Below are 15,873 nucleotides of genomic sequence, written 5' to 3'. Positions count from 1 at the left end.
TAATGAAAAAGGTGTTGGTGCTAGGCGCCTCGGGTTACATTGGCTCTCAACTTCTTCCGTTACTTTTAGATAAAGGTTACGCCGTCACAGCAGCGGCGCGACATATTGATTATTTAGAGTCAAGAACTCAGCCTCACCCTAATTTAACGTTAAGGTATCTCGACTTGGCTGACGCTGAGACCACGAAGGCTGTAGTGAACGATTTTGATTTAGTCTTTTTTCTCGTGCACGGGATGGCTCAAGGTGATGACTTTGTTGAGTACGAACTAAACCTTGCTTTGAACTTCAAATATGCGTTGGAACAAAGCTCCGTCGAGCATGTTATCTATTTGAGCGCCATTCAACCTCAAACCGGAAACTCTCGCCATTTAGCCGCTCGTAAAGCCACGGGAAAAATAATTCGACAGTCTGGTATTCCAGTAACTGAATTGCGTGCTGGCGTTATCATCGGCCCCGGCTCTGCCGCTTTCGAAATCATGCGTGACTTTGTCTACAACTTACCTATTTTGATCGCGCCTAAATGGGTCGACTCAAAAGCGAACCCTATTGCCTTGCCCAATCTCAACCACTATTTATTGAAGTTAGCAGAAGCCCCCTCTCCAGAAGAAAGTCACATTTATGAAGTTGGTGGGCCAGATACACTTAGCTACCGCGAACAGTTCAAAGTCATTTGCCGAATCACGAACAAGCCGTATCGGCTGTGGTCGACCCCGCTACTTACTCCGAAAATGGCATCGTACTGGCTAGGTTTAGTTACCTCAGTGCCAACTAGTATCGGTAAAGCATTACTTGCGGGCTTAGAGCACGACTACATTGCAGACTCCAAAGCGATTGAAGAACGATTTCCTCAAACGCTGATCAGCTACGAGCAAGCGGTAACTGATACCATTCAAGATGAAGGCACATTTGTACGCAGTAATGTCTGGGGGTTTGAACCCGCAGCGCTTCGTCGATGGCAACCAGGATATGGCTATTACCCAAAACAAGCTGGAGCGAGCATTAAAACTCATGCCTCCGCTGCGGCATTATGGAAAGTGGCGCAAAAGATCGGGAGTCGCGAAAAAGGCTATTACTTTGCCAACATCTTGTGGCGTACACGTGAATGGCTCGATATCTTTTTTGGTGGCGGAAAACCGATTCGCGTTTCTCCTCCTGGACCAGAGCTTAAAGTCGGTGATTTTATTGACTCTTGGAAAGTGATTCGCTGCGATAATAATCAGTTTCTTTCACTGTTTTTTGGTATGAAAGGCCCAGGCCTTGGGCGTTTAGAAATTACCATCAAAGATCTCGGTGACGAACGAGAGCTGGATATTACCGCCTGGTGGCACCCGCAAGGGTTTCTTGGGCTGCTTTATTGGTTTGCAATGATGCCAGCCCATCTCTTCATATTTAAAGGCATGGTCAAAGCCATCGCGAAAGAAGCAAACCGTTTAGTAAACAAAAAGCCCCAATAACAGGGGCTTCTAAACACTCAAAATGTCACTTTAGTCAGCTTTGAACGAGAGTGGAATTTCGGCTAACTGGTTGCCTTCGTTTGCTGGAAAAATAAGGTACTCGCCATGGTATTTCACCATCGATTTGTAGTCTGTTACCTTATGAACCATAAAGCCCGCTTGCGCTGCTTTCTCAACAAACTCAGCATGATTGCCACGCACAAACCAACTCATTGGCTTTACGAGCAACTCGCCATCAAAACAGCTTTCGCATTGGTCTGCACATAACGCTAAAGAGTTTTGACCTTCAGTGAAGATTTGTACTTTGCCGCACCCAATCAGTTGCTCAGACGTCGAGACTTCCCAGCCTGCTTGCTCCATCAAATCAAGAAAAGACTCAATATCTGAATCTTTGAACACTTTGGAGTCTTCACCTTCAGGGAAGAATTGCGCATAAAAAGCAGAAATACGTTTAAAGATAAACAACAAACCAGCATCGTTCCCCTTTGAGCGACCTGCTTTTTGCCAACGCGTTAAGTCATCGCCTACCGTACGTCCGAAACGTTGTGATTTTAGCGCCTTTGTTACCCAACGCACTAAATAATGGTTATTCGCAACAGGGGCATTGGCTAACTTACCTGAGCGATGCTCTTGATCTAACTCTTCAAGTGCTGAGTTAACCAAGTTTTGAATTTCTTTGGTGTAATTCGACATTACGCCTTTCTTCCTAAAGTCCAATAAAACAGTGCTGAAAGCACAGAACAAGCAAACATCACGATGATCATCGGCCAAGCAACATTCCCGGGCAGTGATGCCACCAGCGCACCAACCAATGAACCGATACCGAATCTTAATGTCCCCGCTAGAGACGACGCCGTACCCGCCATTGATGGGTAACCACTTAAAAGCAGCGCCATCGCGTTACTACCTATCGTCGACAATGTACCGATAAACAGCACAACAAAAGGTACAATGCCCCATAATCCGAAGTCCATTAACCAACTTACGAATAAACCAATCCCCGCCAAAAGTTGCACGAACAACCCAAAACGAAGCATGGCATGGGAACCAACTTTCTTCACCAAGCGACCATTAATACTGGTCATGATGATCATCGCCACAATGTTCAAACCAAATAGGTAACCAAAGTGGTCTGGTCGAACACCATATAAATCAATATAAACAAACGAACCCGCCGTCAAAAATGCAAACATTCCGGAAAATGAAAACGCACCTGAGAGCATCAAACCGATCGCTTCAGGATTGGAGCATAATCTGGCGTAGTTTCTCAGCGTCGTGCGGAAACGAAGAGGCTGACGATTTTCAAGCTGTAACGTTTCAGGGATTTTCCAAAGTACGAGAAAAATCACGACTACAGCGAAAATAGCTAATACCCAAAAAATGGAACGCCAACCAAACCAAATCGCGAGATGGCCACCGATCATCGGTGCCACCAACGGCGCAATAGTAATGACCAGAGTAACGAAGGACATTGCGCGTGCAAAGTCTTCACGGTCAAACATGTCACGCACGACAGCTTGGATAATGACCGCCGCTGCCGCGCCAGCAAAACCTTGTGCCGTACGTACATAGGTCAGCGCATCAATGCCATTTGTTGTCGCACTCACAACAGCAGCCAAGCCGAAGAAAAGTACGCCTAAAATCAACACAGGTCTGCGACCAAAGCTATCGGCAAGCGGCCCGTGAATTAACTGGCCGATCGCAAAACCCGCGGTATAAGCCGTCAACGTAATCTGAACCGCGCCAGGCGCGACCCCCAAATCTTTCGCTATTGTCGGCATCGCAGGCAAATACATATCGATCGCCAAAGGCGTCAAAGCACCAATCGCTCCTAGTACCAGAAACAATAGAAAACTGATTTGGGATTGCGGAGCACTTTGAGCTTTTTCTGTCATTCTTTTACCTCTTGTTGGAGCCCTACCGTCAATACTTGCAGAACAAAGTGAAAATAACGGAAGTTCTCATATCGCTGAATGTAGAAGCCAAAAACCTGTTCTATCCAACGTTCGAGAATCATAAGGGCAAATATGTACCAAGGTGTGACCTTGACGAACTCGACATAGAAAAGCATGTGAAAGCGAAATGTGTTTATGGGAAACAAACACAATGCAGTAAAAATGATGGCGTTGACACCATCATTCCATTCACCGTAGCCGAAGGCTTTGCAATAAGAGTATGCATGCATCAGCTAAATGCAAAGGCATATCACTGAGATGAGTAAGCACACCGGAATTGTCTAGGCACTAATTTTGGTAGGAAAATTTATTTTGAGCCAATTCCTACCAAAAGACTAGTTCCTATTAGGAACTAAAGAATTTCCCATGCCGACAATTAATTCCAAATAGAATCAATTTCTTCTTGCGTGAGGTGGCGATAATCACCTGGTTCTAGTGCCTCATCAAGTTCGATAGAACCAATACGCTCACGATGTAAGTACTCAACTTTATTTCCTAACGCCGCGAACATACGTTTCACTTGGTGATACTTACCTTCCACGATAGTTAACAATACTTCATTCTCAGCCTCGTTCACGATTTCCAAACGAGCAGGCAATGTTGCTTCTGATTCATTGCGCAAAATGATGCCTTGTTCGAGCTTTTCCGCGTAATCTGGCTGAATAGCATCGACGAGCCAAACACGGTACGTTTTCTCACACTTATGCTTAGGTGAGGTAATACGATGAGACCACTTACCATCATCCGTAATCAATACTAAACCAGTTGTGTCGACATCTAATCGGCCCGCAAAGTGAAGGTTTTCAATTTTAGGCTCATCAAGCAATGCGAATGCAGTTTGGTTGTAGCCATCTTCATGTGAACAAACAAAGTCAGCAGGCTTATACAACATAATGTAACGAGGACCAGGAGCACCAATAACACGGTCTTCCCACATCACTTCCGCACCTTTAGGTACTTTAAATGCACCACTTTTTTGAACCTCACCGTCAACGGTGATGTCTCCACTTTTGATGATCTTTGTTGCCTGTTTGCGTGTTGCACCCAGAGCGTCACACAAATATTTATCTAAACGCATGAATACCTCATTGAATTATACCCAAGTGATCTCTAAATCTTGGTTTAAAGGTCACTTGGGTATAAAAGTCAGGTATTATAGCGTTCCTCGTTCGAATAGTTGAGCAATTTCACATATTTTCATGTACACACTTCGTCCTTATCAAGCCGACTCGGTTAAAGCCGTTATTCATTACTTTCGTAAACACTCGACACCAGCAGTGATCGTGCTGCCAACCGGTGCAGGAAAAAGCTTGGTGATCGCAGAACTTGCTCGCCTTGCGAAAGGACGAGTGTTAGTCCTCGCCCACGTAAAAGAACTGGTCGAGCAAAACCACGCAAAGTATGAAGGTTATGGTTTAAAAGGTTCCATCTTCTCAGCAGGATTGGGACGAAAAGAAACTGACCAGCAAGTCGTGTTTGCTTCGGTTCAATCGGTCGTACGTAACTTAGATTCGTTCAAAAACCAGTTTTCTCTGCTCGTTATTGATGAGTGCCATCGTGTGCCAGATGACAAAAACAGCAGCTACCAAAAAGTTATTACTCACTTACGAGAACTGAACCCTGGCATTAAGGTGCTGGGACTAACTGCAACGCCCTATCGTTTAGGAATGGGCTGGATTTATCAGTATCACACCCGAGGTCAAGTGCGAACCGAAGAGCCTCGATTCTTCCGCGATTGTATTTTCGAACTGCCGATCCGTTACTTGCTCGACGAAAACTTCCTCACTCCAGCCCGCATGATGGATGCGCCCGTTTTGTCTTACGACTTCTCTCAGCTGAAGCCCGCTAACACCGGACGCTACAAAGAAGCAGAAATGGACATGGTGATCGATAAAGCCAAACGTGCGACTCCACAAATTGTTGAGCAAATCATGCAATATGCGAAAGAGCGTCAAGGTGTCATGATCTTCGCTGCAACTGTTCGACACGCACAGGAGATACACAGTTTATTGCCAGAAGGCGCAACTGAAATCGTCATTGGTGATACACCTACGCCGGAGCGCGATGCGATCATCCAAGCGTTCAAGAATCGCCAAATAAAATACTTGGTCAATGTTTCGGTACTGACAACCGGTTTTGATGCGCCGCATGTCGATTTAATCGCGATTTTGCGACCAACAGAGTCAGTCAGTCTGTACCAACAGATAGTAGGACGAGGATTACGCTTATCAGACGGAAAATCAGAATGTTTAGTGCTTGATTACGCAGGCAACAGCTACGATTTATACCAACCTGAAGTCGGTGATCCCAAACCAGACTCTGACAGTGAAATTATCACGATTCCTTGCCCGGCTTGCGGATTCAATAACAACTTCTGGGGTAAGTTGGATAGTAACGGTTTCTTGGTTGAACACTTTGGCAGACGTTGCCAAGGTTACTTTGAAGATGAAGACACAGGCGAACGTGAACACTGTGGCTACCGTTTTCGTGCCAAATACTGTGGTGAATGTGGTGCGGACAACGATATTGCTGCACGAATTTGTCATGAGTGTGACGCGACGCTCGTTGACCCAGATAAAAAGCTAAAAGAAGCCCTTAATCTCAAAGATGCATTAATCTTTGAATGCACAGAAATGGACCTATCTGTATTTAAGTCCAGTGATGGTAAATCTCAGCTAAAAGTGACGTATTCTGGTGAACCATACCAAGGCGAAGGCAATGCGTTAGTTCATGAGTTTTGGTCATTGAGTACCAAAAAACAAAAACAAACGTTTAAAGATCAGTTCGTACGCCCCCACTTAGCAGACAAGCATCGCCCTTTTGAAGAGGCTTCACCGACACGCGTTGTAGCTAATCAACATCGTTTCCGTTTGCCTCAGTTTGTTATTGCTAGAAAATCTGGTCGCTTTTGGAAGCTGCGGGATAAGATTTTTGAAGATGAGTTGAAATAACATCGACAACACATGGCAAAACTTAATTAGCTGATTCACTCTCTGTTCATCTATATCCGATATACTGCGGCTAACGCTCCAGAAAAGGTTTGACTATGTATAAAGCAACGACTTCTCTACATTCTGCGTTACTTTTCGGCCTTATTGCGACATTCATGTGTGCACCAAGTTTTGCCAAGCATGACAACGAGTACACATCACAAAATGGCCACGCCATCGTGCAAGATGTCGAAAAGCCAGGAACACGCATCGAATTCGATGAAGATCAAGATGAGGTCTACCGCGCGGTTCAACAAGGATATATACGACCATTTTCGGAACTTTACGCCGCAGTAGAAAACGACTTATACGGCCGCATCATCAAGGTCGAGCTTGAAGAAGATGATGATGCTTGGGTGTATGAATTGAAAATTCTGTACAACAATAGCGTCCTGAAAGTTGAGTACGACGCCGCCACGCTGGAAATGCTTGAGATCAAAGGTCGCAGCTTTAACAAAGCGTTAAAGCCGCAAAACAACTAAACTTGTCTAATGCGTAATCCAGACACGATGCGTAACTTACTTCGATAAAAATCCAAACATAATAAGAATCATCAATATGAAAATACTTGTTGTTGAAGATGATCCTCGTTTAGGCGAGCAAATCATCGAAACATTAGAAAGTACCGGCTGGGTACCAGAATTGTCCCAAGATGGCATAGACGCTCTGTATCGCGCGACTTCGGAAGAATGGGACGCCATTGTTCTCGACCTCGGCTTGCCAAAACTGGATGGTCTTACCGTCCTAAAAGGCATCAGAGATGAAAACATTAATACTCCTGTCGTGATTCTAAGCGCTCGCGACACCCTAACGCAGCGAGTTGAAGGCTTAAACGCAGGTGCAGACGATTACCTAACTAAACCATTTGAAATGGTTGAGCTTATCGCTCGTATTCGTGCACAGCTGCGAAGAGCCTCTGGTAATGCCTCTCCTGTGATGCAAATTGGCGACTTGAGCTTGGATACGCGCACTTCTAAAGTCATGTGGCAAGGGCAAGCGGTAAGCTTGACGGCGCTAGAGTATAAAGTGGTCGCTTACTTTATGCATAACCCGGAAAAAGTGATTTCTCGAACCGAACTCGTCGAGCACATTTACAAACAAGACTTTGATCGTGACTCCAACACAATCGAAGTTTTTATCGGCCGAATTCGCAAAAAAATCGCCCCAAAGATCATCAAAACTGTCCGAGGGTTGGGATACCAATTAAATGCCGAATAGAAACAGGCTACCGTTGAACGCAATAAAACGACTGAGTATCAAAAGTCGCCTCGTTTTAGCGGCGATCGTTTGGTTAACGGCAATGATCCTCGCCGCTGGTGTGACGATACCGACGCAGGTCTACAACTATATGGTTGATGACACTCGCTCACAGCTCAGCATTTTTATGGATGAAGTCGCAGCACAGTTAGAAGTCGATAACACCGGGCATCTTTCACTCGCAGCTCAGCTATCAGACCCTCGATTTAACCGACCTTACAGTGGTTTGTATTGGAGTGCCTCTACAGAGGCAAGCCTCGAACGTTCTCGTTCGTTGTGGGACAAAAAAATCGAATACAAAGGTTTGGATAAAGATGCGTATGGAGCAAGAGGCGAAAAACTAATTACGCTAGAAAAAGCACTGTATCTTCCTGATTACGATGGTCCTATTCACATTATTATTGGTATTGACGAAGAGCCCATTAAAAATACCCTTCAAACGTTAATCGGCCAACTTTGGCTTATTTTGGGTTTATTATTCGCGGGCGTACTTACCGTCATTTTACTGCAAATTGCTTGGTCATTGAGTCCGCTTACAAAGCTACAAAAAGAATTAGCCGAGCTGAAGTCTGGTAATAAAAAGAGTCTAGAAGAAACCTACCCAAAAGAGATTTCTCCTCTAATCTTCGACCTCAACGCTCTGCTGTTCCATTACCAAGAATTACTAGAGAGAGCTCGCAATCATGCAGGTAACCTATCTCATGCACTTAAAACGCCACTTTCTGTTCTAAAAAATGAAGTTCAGACGTTAGAACCTGAGGCACAATCCCGTCTCCGAGCTCCAATCAATCAAATACAAGACCATATCGATTACCATTTGGGTCGTGCCCGTATGGCCGGATCGATGAACATATTATCAGTGAAGTCGAACCCAGCAGATCGTGTGGATGCTATCTCAATGGCGTTTGATAAAGTGTATGCGAGCCGAAGCATTACCTTAATTAATGAACTTGATTCAGAGCTGAATGTAGCAGTAGAGCAGACCGATCTCGATGAAATGCTAGGTAACTTGCTAGAAAATGGCTATAAGTGGGCCAACAGCATGATTCGTGTGCACTCCTCTCAGGATAAGGAAAATATACACATCATTATTGAAGATGATGGGCCAGGCATCCCTAAAGAGAAACTGAGTCAAGTAATCAAGAGAGGAGTTAGATTGGATGAAACAACCCCTGGCTCAGGTCTTGGTCTAAACATAGTCAGTGAAATGGCACACAGTTACCGAGGTCAATTAACATTGGATACAAGCGCTTTAGGTGGATTAAAAGCATCTTTAGTCTTACATCTCAGCCGAACATAAAGCATATAACACATAAACTTTGTTTTTCGGACCATGATCAGTAAACCGATGAAAATGAAGTCGATGTGAACAAAATCCAAGCAAAGCGTTAAAAGGGATAGCCTTCCACCCCGCTAAATCATACCTTTTTGTTGATTTGGATACGATTTGGGTTGCCCATTTATAAGTGGAATGATAGTATCCGCGCTCGCTTGAACAGTTCCTGTTTCAAGCTTTACCACGAACAACAAGGTCGCATTGTTGATTGTGAACATTTGATTTTTACTAATTTGAGAGTAAATACTATGAAATTCGAAGCAGTAGTACGTACTGAACTAGGTAAAGGTGCGAGCCGCCGCCTACGTCACGCTGGCAAATTCCCTGCAGTTGTATACGGCGGTGAAGAAGCAGCAGTAGCTATCGTTCTTAACCACGACGACATCGTAAACCAAATGGACAAGCCTGAATTCTACGAAGGCATCGTTCTAGTTATCGATGGCAAAGAAGTTAAAGTTAAGCCACAAGACGTTCAACGTCACGCGTTCAAGCCAAAAGTTGAACACATGGACTTCATCCGTATCTAATTCCCTACCAAGGAATTAATCGGATTAAATCCAAACCTTTTGCATAAAAGATAATCGGATTTACCAACCGAGACATCTACAAAATTTCAAAACCCCGGAGTCTTACCACCTCCGGGGTTTTACTATGTTTGGCATATAGCATTTGATTTATGAACGGGCAATATACTTCACTAAAGTGAGATCGGTCAGCGTCATACTCTCAATCACTTCCGACTCTTCCTCTCCAGTACGCACAAAACCACACTTCTTGTAAAAGTTAAGCCCCTGTTGATTAGTATCCAGTGCTTTCAAACTGATCTGCATAACTGACGTAGAGAGCAAACGTGTCTCTAACTCATCTAACAGTGCACTTCCTGCTCCTTGCCCATAATGTAGCGGCGTAACGTAGCAACATGTCACTAATGCCGTTTTATCTTCGCTGGTGTGGTTAGGTAACTCGTAACTTAAAAAGCCAACAATTTCTCCTTGCCTCTCAACTACGATCAATTGGGCCAGTTGCTCCGTCATCACTCGTGCCCACATCCTTTCTCGACGCTCAATCGTAAACTGCTCTATGTAGCTCTTTGGCATTAATCCTTTATACGCCACCTGCCAAGAGTCAACGTGTATCTTGGCGATTTGGGCTGCTTCCTTTTTGAGTGCGTCCCTTACTGTGTATCTCATAAGCATCCTTTATTAGCGTTCACCACTTACAAATTCTTTTAACCCTACCCTTTAAACCAAAGCTCAAAGATAACAGCTACAGTCGCAACGCTTTACATTAATCCATTTCATTTTCATTAATTAAATGATAGTTCACATCATAATATTCGAAGAAGAACGATCCATTATTTACTTTTCATTTTGACTCATTAGGTTGAATCTATTTGTTTAAACACTCGAGTGTCAAATGCGGAATAAGCACGATAAGGTATCGGATGAGGATAAATAAACGATGCCTAAAGCATAAGGTTTCTAAACGATCGCAATTATAGTAAAGAGATAAATACAATTTTTGATAGAGTTAGGCAGAATAAAGCCATGATCAAATGAGTTTAAGTTCTGTGCTGTTCATTATGCATACAAACCGAGCCCCTCATCATTAGAGCGAAAATTTATAACGATTTGTGTCATACCTATTAGGGAAAACATAAACTTGGCAAAATTATCACCAAAATCAGCGTAATACTTCGCAAAAATGCGCATTGATTCACACAAACAACACACATTCAATTAACTACCTCACAAAAAATAGAGCTAGCTATATAAAATAAATACTAAATACCAATTCTGTTTATTTATAGACGTAGTTTGCAGGCTTATTAATTCATTTCTCCGATAGAAGTATAAATAAGAGATAGATCACTAAAGTTTCACATTAATTCCGTATATTTCACGCCGTAACAATAACAAAATCACAAAGAAAGGATCCCTTATGAAGTTTTCCAAATCTCTTTTGGTAGTGGCAGTGGGCGCTGCGCTAGCAGGATGCGGCTCAGACAGCGACAATTCTCCAGTAACCTGCGAGACTGCAGATTCTTGTACTAAGTTCACCGTTCTCCACACTAACGATAACCATGGTCGCTTTTGGCATAACAGCGACGGCGAATACGGCATGGCTGCGCGTCACACTTTAATCGAATCTATCCGCGCAGAAGTCGAAGCAAAAGGCGGTGAAACCATTCTGCTATCTGGCGGTGATATTAATACCGGTGTACCAGAATCAGACATGCAAGATGCGGTTCCAGACTTCGTAGGGATGAACCTACTTGGTTACGATGCAATGGCTGTCGGTAACCACGAATTTGATAACTCACTAGATATTCTCGATATGCAAGCCGAGCTAGCTGACTTCCCTATGCTGGCTGCGAATATCTATAAAAAAGATACAAACGAGCGTTACTTCGACCCTTACAAAGTATTTACTATCAACGGCCTTAAGATCGCTGTTATTGGTCTAACAACGCAAGACACTGCGAAGCTAGTCAATCCAGACAACGTATCAAACATCCACTTCGAAGACCCTCAAGTAGAAATCAAAAAGGTACTGAAGGAAATCGAAGAGAACGAAAAGGTAGACCTAGTATTTGCAACAACGCACATGGGTCACTACGAAGATGGCAAAAACGGTAGTGAAGCACCAGGTGACGTTAAACTCGCTCGCTCTCTTGAAGAAGGACAGCTAAACGCTATCATCGGTGGTCACTCACAAAACCCTGTATGTATGGAACCAGGTACCAATGAGTATGCTGATTTCAAACCTGGGGATGATTGTGCCCCAGACCAACAAAAAGGCACTTGGATTATGCAAGCGCATGAGTGGGGTAAATATGTGGGTCGTGCTGACTTCGAATACTACGACGGCAAGCTTCACTTAGCGAACTACGCACTGATTCCTGTAAACCTTCTAGACGAAAACGATGAAGTTATCGGTGAACGAATTCAACAAGATGCAACAGTAAAAGCGTTACTACTGCCATACCAACAACAAGGTCAAGAGTTATTAGATGAGAAGATTTCTAATACGACGGGTAAGTTAGAAGGTGATCGTAACGTAGTTCGCTCTCAACAAACTAACCTAGGTCACCTACTCGGCGAGGCATACCGTACTTACAAAACGGTAAATGCTGACTTTGGTGTGATGAACTCTGGCGGCGTGCGTGATTCAATCCAAGATGGTGATATCACTTACCGTGACGTACTAACGGTTCAGCCATTTGGTAACTTCGTGACTAAAGCAACTATGACAGGTAAAGAAGTTAAAGAATACCTAGACGTGGTTGCGACGAAATCTGCAGGGTCTGGTGCTTACGCTCAACTAGATAACATCACTTTAGATGTAAATTGTGATGCTGGCTCAGTAACCATTACCGATATTAACAATAAAGGCTTCGATCTAAACGAAACGTACACATTCTCTGTAATCAGCTTCAGTGCTGCTGGTGGCGATAACTATCCAATCATCGATGTTCAATCTACACAGCTAACTGATGCATACGTTTTGCGCGAGTTCTTCGTAAACAACCCACAAATCTCTGCGGATAACTACAACAAGAACTTAGAGAACATCAAGTACTTCAGTAATGGCCAACCAGTAAAAGGCTGTCCTGCATCTGGTAGCTAATACTCAACACCTTACCCCTGGCACTAAGAGCTTTTACAAGCAATTTCGTCAGGGCTTTCCTCAAAACCGAAGCTTTGTGCTTCGGTTTTTTATTTTCGATAAATTACTGAAAACTCTCCACCTTCACAATATGTTCAAAAATTGTTCATTTGTGTTATTGACGCCCCTGTGTTGGGCTTCTATGTTTGATAAGGTCTTTTAAATATGCAGGTTCATCGGCTAAATTTCGCGAAACATTTTTAATCGCATAGTCAATGATTCTGAGAAAGATGTGAATGGCGTTACAAACACTGCTCTCAAACAATTTGTCTTTGGACTTCAAACGATGGTGATGTGCCTCCACGCGCACACTAATGAGCAGCGATCTGGACGTCAATGTGTTCAAACTGCTGCCATCGAGTTCTGGAGGTCAAAAATGAAACGAGCCAGCAATAGCTACAGACTCCAAATGATCAAAGAAGTAGTTACCCGTAGAGAGCGTGAAGCTTGTACGGATCCTATGGCGAGATATATTCATCAACTGATGGATGAACGCCCAACAAGTAAATTAGATGTTGAATTCAATCATCGATTTTCAGGAAATCACTTCGACGAACAAGCGGGAGGCTGGGTTAGCGACCGTTGGTCGATGAAATAACGCCAATTACCGCTCTATAGGGAAAATGGATAGGAGATTCCCGGTTCTTAAAGGACACCTTGCCGGACCGGGAATATGTAAAAGCCTAATCAGAACCGAAAGCGTAAACCCATTGATTGAACAAGAGTTCTAGAATAAGTCTTGTTGAGGCGATGACTCATCTTGAAGCTGTTCTGGCTTCGTCTTCCCTGCCAACATCTTTCTTCTGTACCTTTGACGACACAACTTAATAACGTGCAACTGCTGAGCGGGGGTTAAGTTAAGCCAATTAAACCTTTCCTCTCTCTTTCTCATACACCCCTTGCAATACCCTTTTTCATCGGAGGTACATACTCCAACACAAGGGCTTGGGACAGTAAAAAACTCCAGTTGCTCCATACTAAAACCGCTCTTTCCATATTAGGGCGTATTGGCCTAGTTTAAATAATGAGAAGATTAGTCAGCAACAAAACCTGCGATATACTTCGTTATGTCAAAAACATACGAAACCATAACCTTATGCTGACAAAAACAGTGTTTTATTACTTATACTTACCGCGTTTATAAAAACGGAGTCTATAAAATGAAGCTTAGCCTAAAAACGTTAGTTACAGCAATCTCTCTCCCTGTTCTTATGACTGCTTGTGCTAGCAACGGTGATAATGTGAAAGAAATAACGGCTCAAGATTTGCAGCACCACAACTGGGAACTTGTTCAAGTTGATGGCAAAAATATCGTTCTAGACGAACACCAAAAAGCGGCTCGCCTAGAAATTGGTGAAAATCTAACCGCAAACGGCAACGCAGGTTGCAACAACTTCTTCGGTCAAGCCGAGCTGAAAAACAACCAACTACGCATCGAAAAAATGGGCATGACCATGAAGATGTGTATGGAAGATCAAATGAAGATCGAAAACGCAATGACACAAACACTATCTAACTGGAGCGATATCACGCTAACTAAAGATGGTCTTGTTCTGAAAAGTGCCGATCACGAATTGACGTTTACACTACGTGACTGGGTAAACTAATCCCAACTAAGTAAACCAAATAGTATTTTGAAAGCAGCCAGACGGCTGCTTTTTTTATGTCCACGAGTCATTGGTCGTGCATGCCAAAGTCATTTAAGTGACAAACTTTCTTTCTCTTTTGCCCTCAATTCCATGCTTTAAACATCAATTTTGCTCTGTAAAACAACCTATTCATATCTCTGGGGACAATAATTTTCAATTACTTGAAAGAATATCCTCAAACAAACGGTCCGCTCCTAAAATGACACCAAATTTGTCCTTTCTTCGTTTTGCTTCACATTGAGAGTAATTCTTTGAATCAATGAGTGATTCCGTTTGGGATTGGCATTGATAATAGAGAGAGATGAATTACTATCCTTGTAACAGAGCGGAACGACTTGCGAAAACGTCAATAGAAACGAAAGCAAGAACCAAAAGACATAACACGGAATAGATATGAAAAAGCTACTCAGCAGCATTGGCATTTTAGCCACGACTTTTGCGACACCTTCTTTTGCCGATTCATCAGTGAATAGCGAATGGCAAAAAATCGAACATCAAGCCGACGGGCAATCCGTCTACTTTCATGCTTGGGGCGGAAGCCAAGAAATTAATCGCTACATACAGTGGGCGAGTAGAGAGCTAAAATCACGTTATAACGTGACGCTAAACCACGTTAAAGTAACTGATATTTCTGAGACCACTACTCGACTTATCGCAGAAAAAGCGGCAGGCAAAAACAGCGGTGGCAGTGTTGATATGGTTTGGATCAATGGCGAAAACTTCAAATCAATGAAGGATAACCAATTGCTATTTGGTCCTTTTGTCGAAGGTTTGCCAAGCTGGCAATATGTGGATAAATCTCTACCAATTGATGTGGACTTCTCCGAGCCAACAGAAGGTCTAGAAGCACCTTGGGGAGTAGGACAATTAGTGTTTATCCATGACGAGCAAACCCTCCATAACCCTCCAAAATCATTCGCAGAAATGCTGAGCTATGCAAAAGCGTTCCCGAATCGCCTGACTTACCCTCGACCACCAGAGTTTCATGGCACAAGCTTTATCAAAGCATTACTCATTGAACTGTCTAACAACGCCCCTGAGCTGCAACAACCAGTTACCGATAACACGTTTGAGCAAGTCACTCAACCGCTGTGGTCTTATCTAGATGAGTTCCATAAAGTCGCTTGGCGCGGTGGTAAGCAGTTTCCAGGTGGTACAGCAGAAACCCTTCAGCTACTAGATGATGGTCAGACTGACCTGGCGATTACCTTTAACCCGAACGCGGTTTTCTCTGCGCAGTCGAGCGGTAATCTTGCAGAGAGCACCAAAGCGTACGCAATGGACGCAGGAGCACTCTCAAATATCCACTTTTTAGCGATTCCTTGGAACGCAAATGCCAGTGCTGGTGCACAAGTTGCGATAAACTTTTTATTGAGCCCTGAAGCACAGTCTCGCAAAGGTAACCTAAACATCTGGGGCGACCCTTCGGTACTAAGCAACCAATACCTAACTGGTTCGGCCAAAAACACTCAACAATTCAAATCTATCGCTGAGCCGCATCCAAGTTGGCAAGCGGCGTTAGAAAAAGAATGGTTGAAACGCTACGGGAATTAGTAAGAATCC

15 protein-coding genes are annotated in these 15,873 nt (G+C 43.6%); 10 read left to right on the top strand and 5 right to left on the bottom strand.

What is annotated here, in order from left to right:
- Nucleotides 1–2: 2 nt before the first annotated feature.
- Nucleotides 3–1,454 (top strand): DUF2867 domain-containing protein, encoded by a 1,452-nt coding sequence (locus tag R7Q41_RS04520; protein WP_318144374.1) that lies wholly within the window; start codon nt 3–5, stop codon nt 1,452–1,454.
- Nucleotides 1,455–1,484: 30 nt separating this feature from the next.
- On the opposite strand, the gene R7Q41_RS04515 is transcribed toward R7Q41_RS04520, so the two are convergent.
- The 3 genes from R7Q41_RS04515 to rsuA all read right to left on the bottom strand — a co-directional run bounded on the left by R7Q41_RS04515 (nt 1,485) and on the right by rsuA (nt 4,487).
- The gene (locus R7Q41_RS04515) at nt 1,485–2,147 is read right to left on the bottom strand and encodes a DUF2913 family protein (protein WP_005378053.1); all 663 of its coding nucleotides are present in this window, start codon (nt 2,145–2,147) and stop codon (nt 1,485–1,487) included.
- A complete protein-coding gene (locus R7Q41_RS04510) occupies nt 2,147–3,349 on the bottom strand; it encodes a Bcr/CflA family multidrug efflux MFS transporter (protein WP_005378055.1) in 1,203 nt (400 codons plus the stop codon). The genes R7Q41_RS04515 and R7Q41_RS04510 overlap by 1 nt, the downstream gene beginning before the upstream one ends.
- Before the next feature lie 436 nt (nt 3,350–3,785).
- Nucleotides 3,786–4,487: a 16S rRNA pseudouridine(516) synthase RsuA gene (rsuA, locus tag R7Q41_RS04505; RefSeq protein WP_005378059.1), complete on the bottom strand. Its 702-nt coding sequence runs from the start codon at nt 4,485–4,487 to the stop codon at nt 3,786–3,788.
- Nucleotides 4,488–4,608: 121 nt separating this feature from the next.
- Here rsuA and R7Q41_RS04500 point away from each other — a divergent pair, with 121 nt between their 5' ends.
- The 5 genes from R7Q41_RS04500 (at nt 4,609) to rplY (ending at nt 9,519) form a co-directional block, all read left to right on the top strand.
- Nucleotides 4,609–6,360 carry a DEAD/DEAH box helicase gene (locus R7Q41_RS04500; protein WP_064376430.1) on the top strand — a complete coding sequence of 584 codons (1,752 nt, stop codon included), beginning with the start codon at nt 4,609–4,611 and terminating at the stop codon, nt 6,358–6,360.
- 155 nt (nt 6,361–6,515) lie between these two features.
- A complete protein-coding gene (locus R7Q41_RS04495; RefSeq protein ID WP_372036143.1) occupies nt 6,516–6,881 on the top strand; it encodes a PepSY domain-containing protein in 366 nt (121 codons plus the stop codon).
- Between the two features lie 76 nt (nt 6,882–6,957).
- On the top strand, nt 6,958–7,617 hold the full coding sequence (locus R7Q41_RS04490; RefSeq protein WP_005378073.1) for a response regulator transcription factor: 660 nt from the start codon (nt 6,958–6,960) through the stop codon (nt 7,615–7,617).
- A complete protein-coding gene (locus R7Q41_RS04485; RefSeq protein WP_005378071.1) occupies nt 7,607–8,956 on the top strand; it encodes an ATP-binding protein in 1,350 nt (449 codons plus the stop codon). Before R7Q41_RS04490 ends, R7Q41_RS04485 begins: the two co-directional genes overlap by 11 nt.
- Nucleotides 8,957–9,240: 284 nt before the next feature.
- Nucleotides 9,241–9,519 (top strand): 50S ribosomal protein L25, encoded by a 279-nt coding sequence (gene rplY, locus R7Q41_RS04480; protein WP_005378066.1) that lies wholly within the window; start codon nt 9,241–9,243, stop codon nt 9,517–9,519.
- A gap of 147 nt (nt 9,520–9,666) precedes the next feature.
- On the opposite strand, the gene R7Q41_RS04475 is transcribed toward rplY, so the two are convergent.
- Nucleotides 9,667–10,182 (bottom strand): GNAT family N-acetyltransferase, encoded by a 516-nt coding sequence (locus R7Q41_RS04475; protein WP_017634886.1) that lies wholly within the window; start codon nt 10,180–10,182, stop codon nt 9,667–9,669.
- A gap of 751 nt (nt 10,183–10,933) precedes the next feature.
- Here R7Q41_RS04475 and ushA point away from each other — a divergent pair.
- Together ushA and R7Q41_RS04465 are read left to right on the top strand one after the other, a co-directional pair.
- Nucleotides 10,934–12,622, top strand: a complete 1,689-nt coding sequence (gene ushA, locus R7Q41_RS04470) for a bifunctional UDP-sugar hydrolase/5'-nucleotidase UshA (protein ID WP_104975241.1) — start codon at nt 10,934–10,936, stop codon at nt 12,620–12,622.
- A gap of 415 nt (nt 12,623–13,037) precedes the next feature.
- Nucleotides 13,038–13,259 carry a hypothetical protein gene (locus R7Q41_RS04465; RefSeq protein ID WP_005386686.1) on the top strand — a complete coding sequence of 74 codons (222 nt, stop codon included), beginning with the start codon at nt 13,038–13,040 and terminating at the stop codon, nt 13,257–13,259.
- A 129-nt stretch (nt 13,260–13,388) separates the two neighbouring features.
- Here R7Q41_RS04465 and R7Q41_RS04460 read toward each other — a convergent pair whose 3' ends face one another.
- Nucleotides 13,389–13,637, bottom strand: coding sequence for a DUF1289 domain-containing protein (locus R7Q41_RS04460; RefSeq protein ID WP_005378062.1), 249 nt, complete (start codon nt 13,635–13,637; stop codon nt 13,389–13,391).
- A gap of 184 nt (nt 13,638–13,821) precedes the next feature.
- Between R7Q41_RS04460 and R7Q41_RS04455 the strand changes: the two genes are divergently transcribed.
- The gene (locus R7Q41_RS04455) at nt 13,822–14,268 is read left to right on the top strand and encodes an META domain-containing protein (protein WP_065274387.1); all 447 of its coding nucleotides are present in this window, start codon (nt 13,822–13,824) and stop codon (nt 14,266–14,268) included.
- A gap of 435 nt (nt 14,269–14,703) precedes the next feature.
- Nucleotides 14,704–15,864, top strand: a complete 1,161-nt coding sequence (locus R7Q41_RS04450) for an ABC transporter substrate-binding protein (protein WP_064353819.1) — start codon at nt 14,704–14,706, stop codon at nt 15,862–15,864.
- Nucleotides 15,865–15,873: the final 9 nt, after the last annotated feature.

It is taken from the genome of Vibrio sp. 2096 (assembly GCF_033339595.1).
GTDB lineage: Bacteria > Pseudomonadota > Gammaproteobacteria > Enterobacterales > Vibrionaceae > Vibrio > Vibrio alginolyticus.
The sequence above is the reverse complement of the archived record's forward strand: the minus strand, read 5'-3'. Positions and strand labels throughout refer to the sequence as shown.

Excerpts from the sequence above, each read along its gene's own strand:
- R7Q41_RS04495 (WP_372036143.1), top strand. The coding sequence starts at position 6,516 with ATGTGTGCACCAAGTTTTGCCAAGCATGACAACGAGTACACATCACAA.
- R7Q41_RS04450 (WP_064353819.1), top strand. The coding sequence starts at position 14,704 with ATGAAAAAGCTACTCAGCAGCATTGGCATTTTAGCCACGACTTTTGCG.
- R7Q41_RS04515 (WP_005378053.1), bottom strand. The coding sequence starts at position 2,147 with ATGTCGAATTACACCAAAGAAATTCAAAACTTGGTTAACTCAGCACTT.
- ushA (WP_104975241.1), top strand. The coding sequence starts at position 10,934 with ATGAAGTTTTCCAAATCTCTTTTGGTAGTGGCAGTGGGCGCTGCGCTA.
- R7Q41_RS04485 (WP_005378071.1), top strand. The coding sequence starts at position 7,607 with ATGCCGAATAGAAACAGGCTACCGTTGAACGCAATAAAACGACTGAGT.
- R7Q41_RS04520 (WP_318144374.1), top strand. The coding sequence starts at position 3 with ATGAAAAAGGTGTTGGTGCTAGGCGCCTCGGGTTACATTGGCTCTCAA.
- R7Q41_RS04460 (WP_005378062.1), bottom strand. The coding sequence starts at position 13,637 with ATGGAGCAACTGGAGTTTTTTACTGTCCCAAGCCCTTGTGTTGGAGTA.
- R7Q41_RS04465 (WP_005386686.1), top strand. The coding sequence starts at position 13,038 with ATGAAACGAGCCAGCAATAGCTACAGACTCCAAATGATCAAAGAAGTA.
- R7Q41_RS04490 (WP_005378073.1), top strand. The coding sequence starts at position 6,958 with ATGAAAATACTTGTTGTTGAAGATGATCCTCGTTTAGGCGAGCAAATC.
- rplY (WP_005378066.1), top strand. The coding sequence starts at position 9,241 with ATGAAATTCGAAGCAGTAGTACGTACTGAACTAGGTAAAGGTGCGAGC.
- R7Q41_RS04510 (WP_005378055.1), bottom strand. The coding sequence starts at position 3,349 with ATGACAGAAAAAGCTCAAAGTGCTCCGCAATCCCAAATCAGTTTTCTA.
- R7Q41_RS04500 (WP_064376430.1), top strand. The coding sequence starts at position 4,609 with ATGTACACACTTCGTCCTTATCAAGCCGACTCGGTTAAAGCCGTTATT.
- R7Q41_RS04475 (WP_017634886.1), bottom strand. The coding sequence starts at position 10,182 with ATGAGATACACAGTAAGGGACGCACTCAAAAAGGAAGCAGCCCAAATC.
- R7Q41_RS04455 (WP_065274387.1), top strand. The coding sequence starts at position 13,822 with ATGAAGCTTAGCCTAAAAACGTTAGTTACAGCAATCTCTCTCCCTGTT.
- rsuA (WP_005378059.1), bottom strand. The coding sequence starts at position 4,487 with ATGCGTTTAGATAAATATTTGTGTGACGCTCTGGGTGCAACACGCAAA.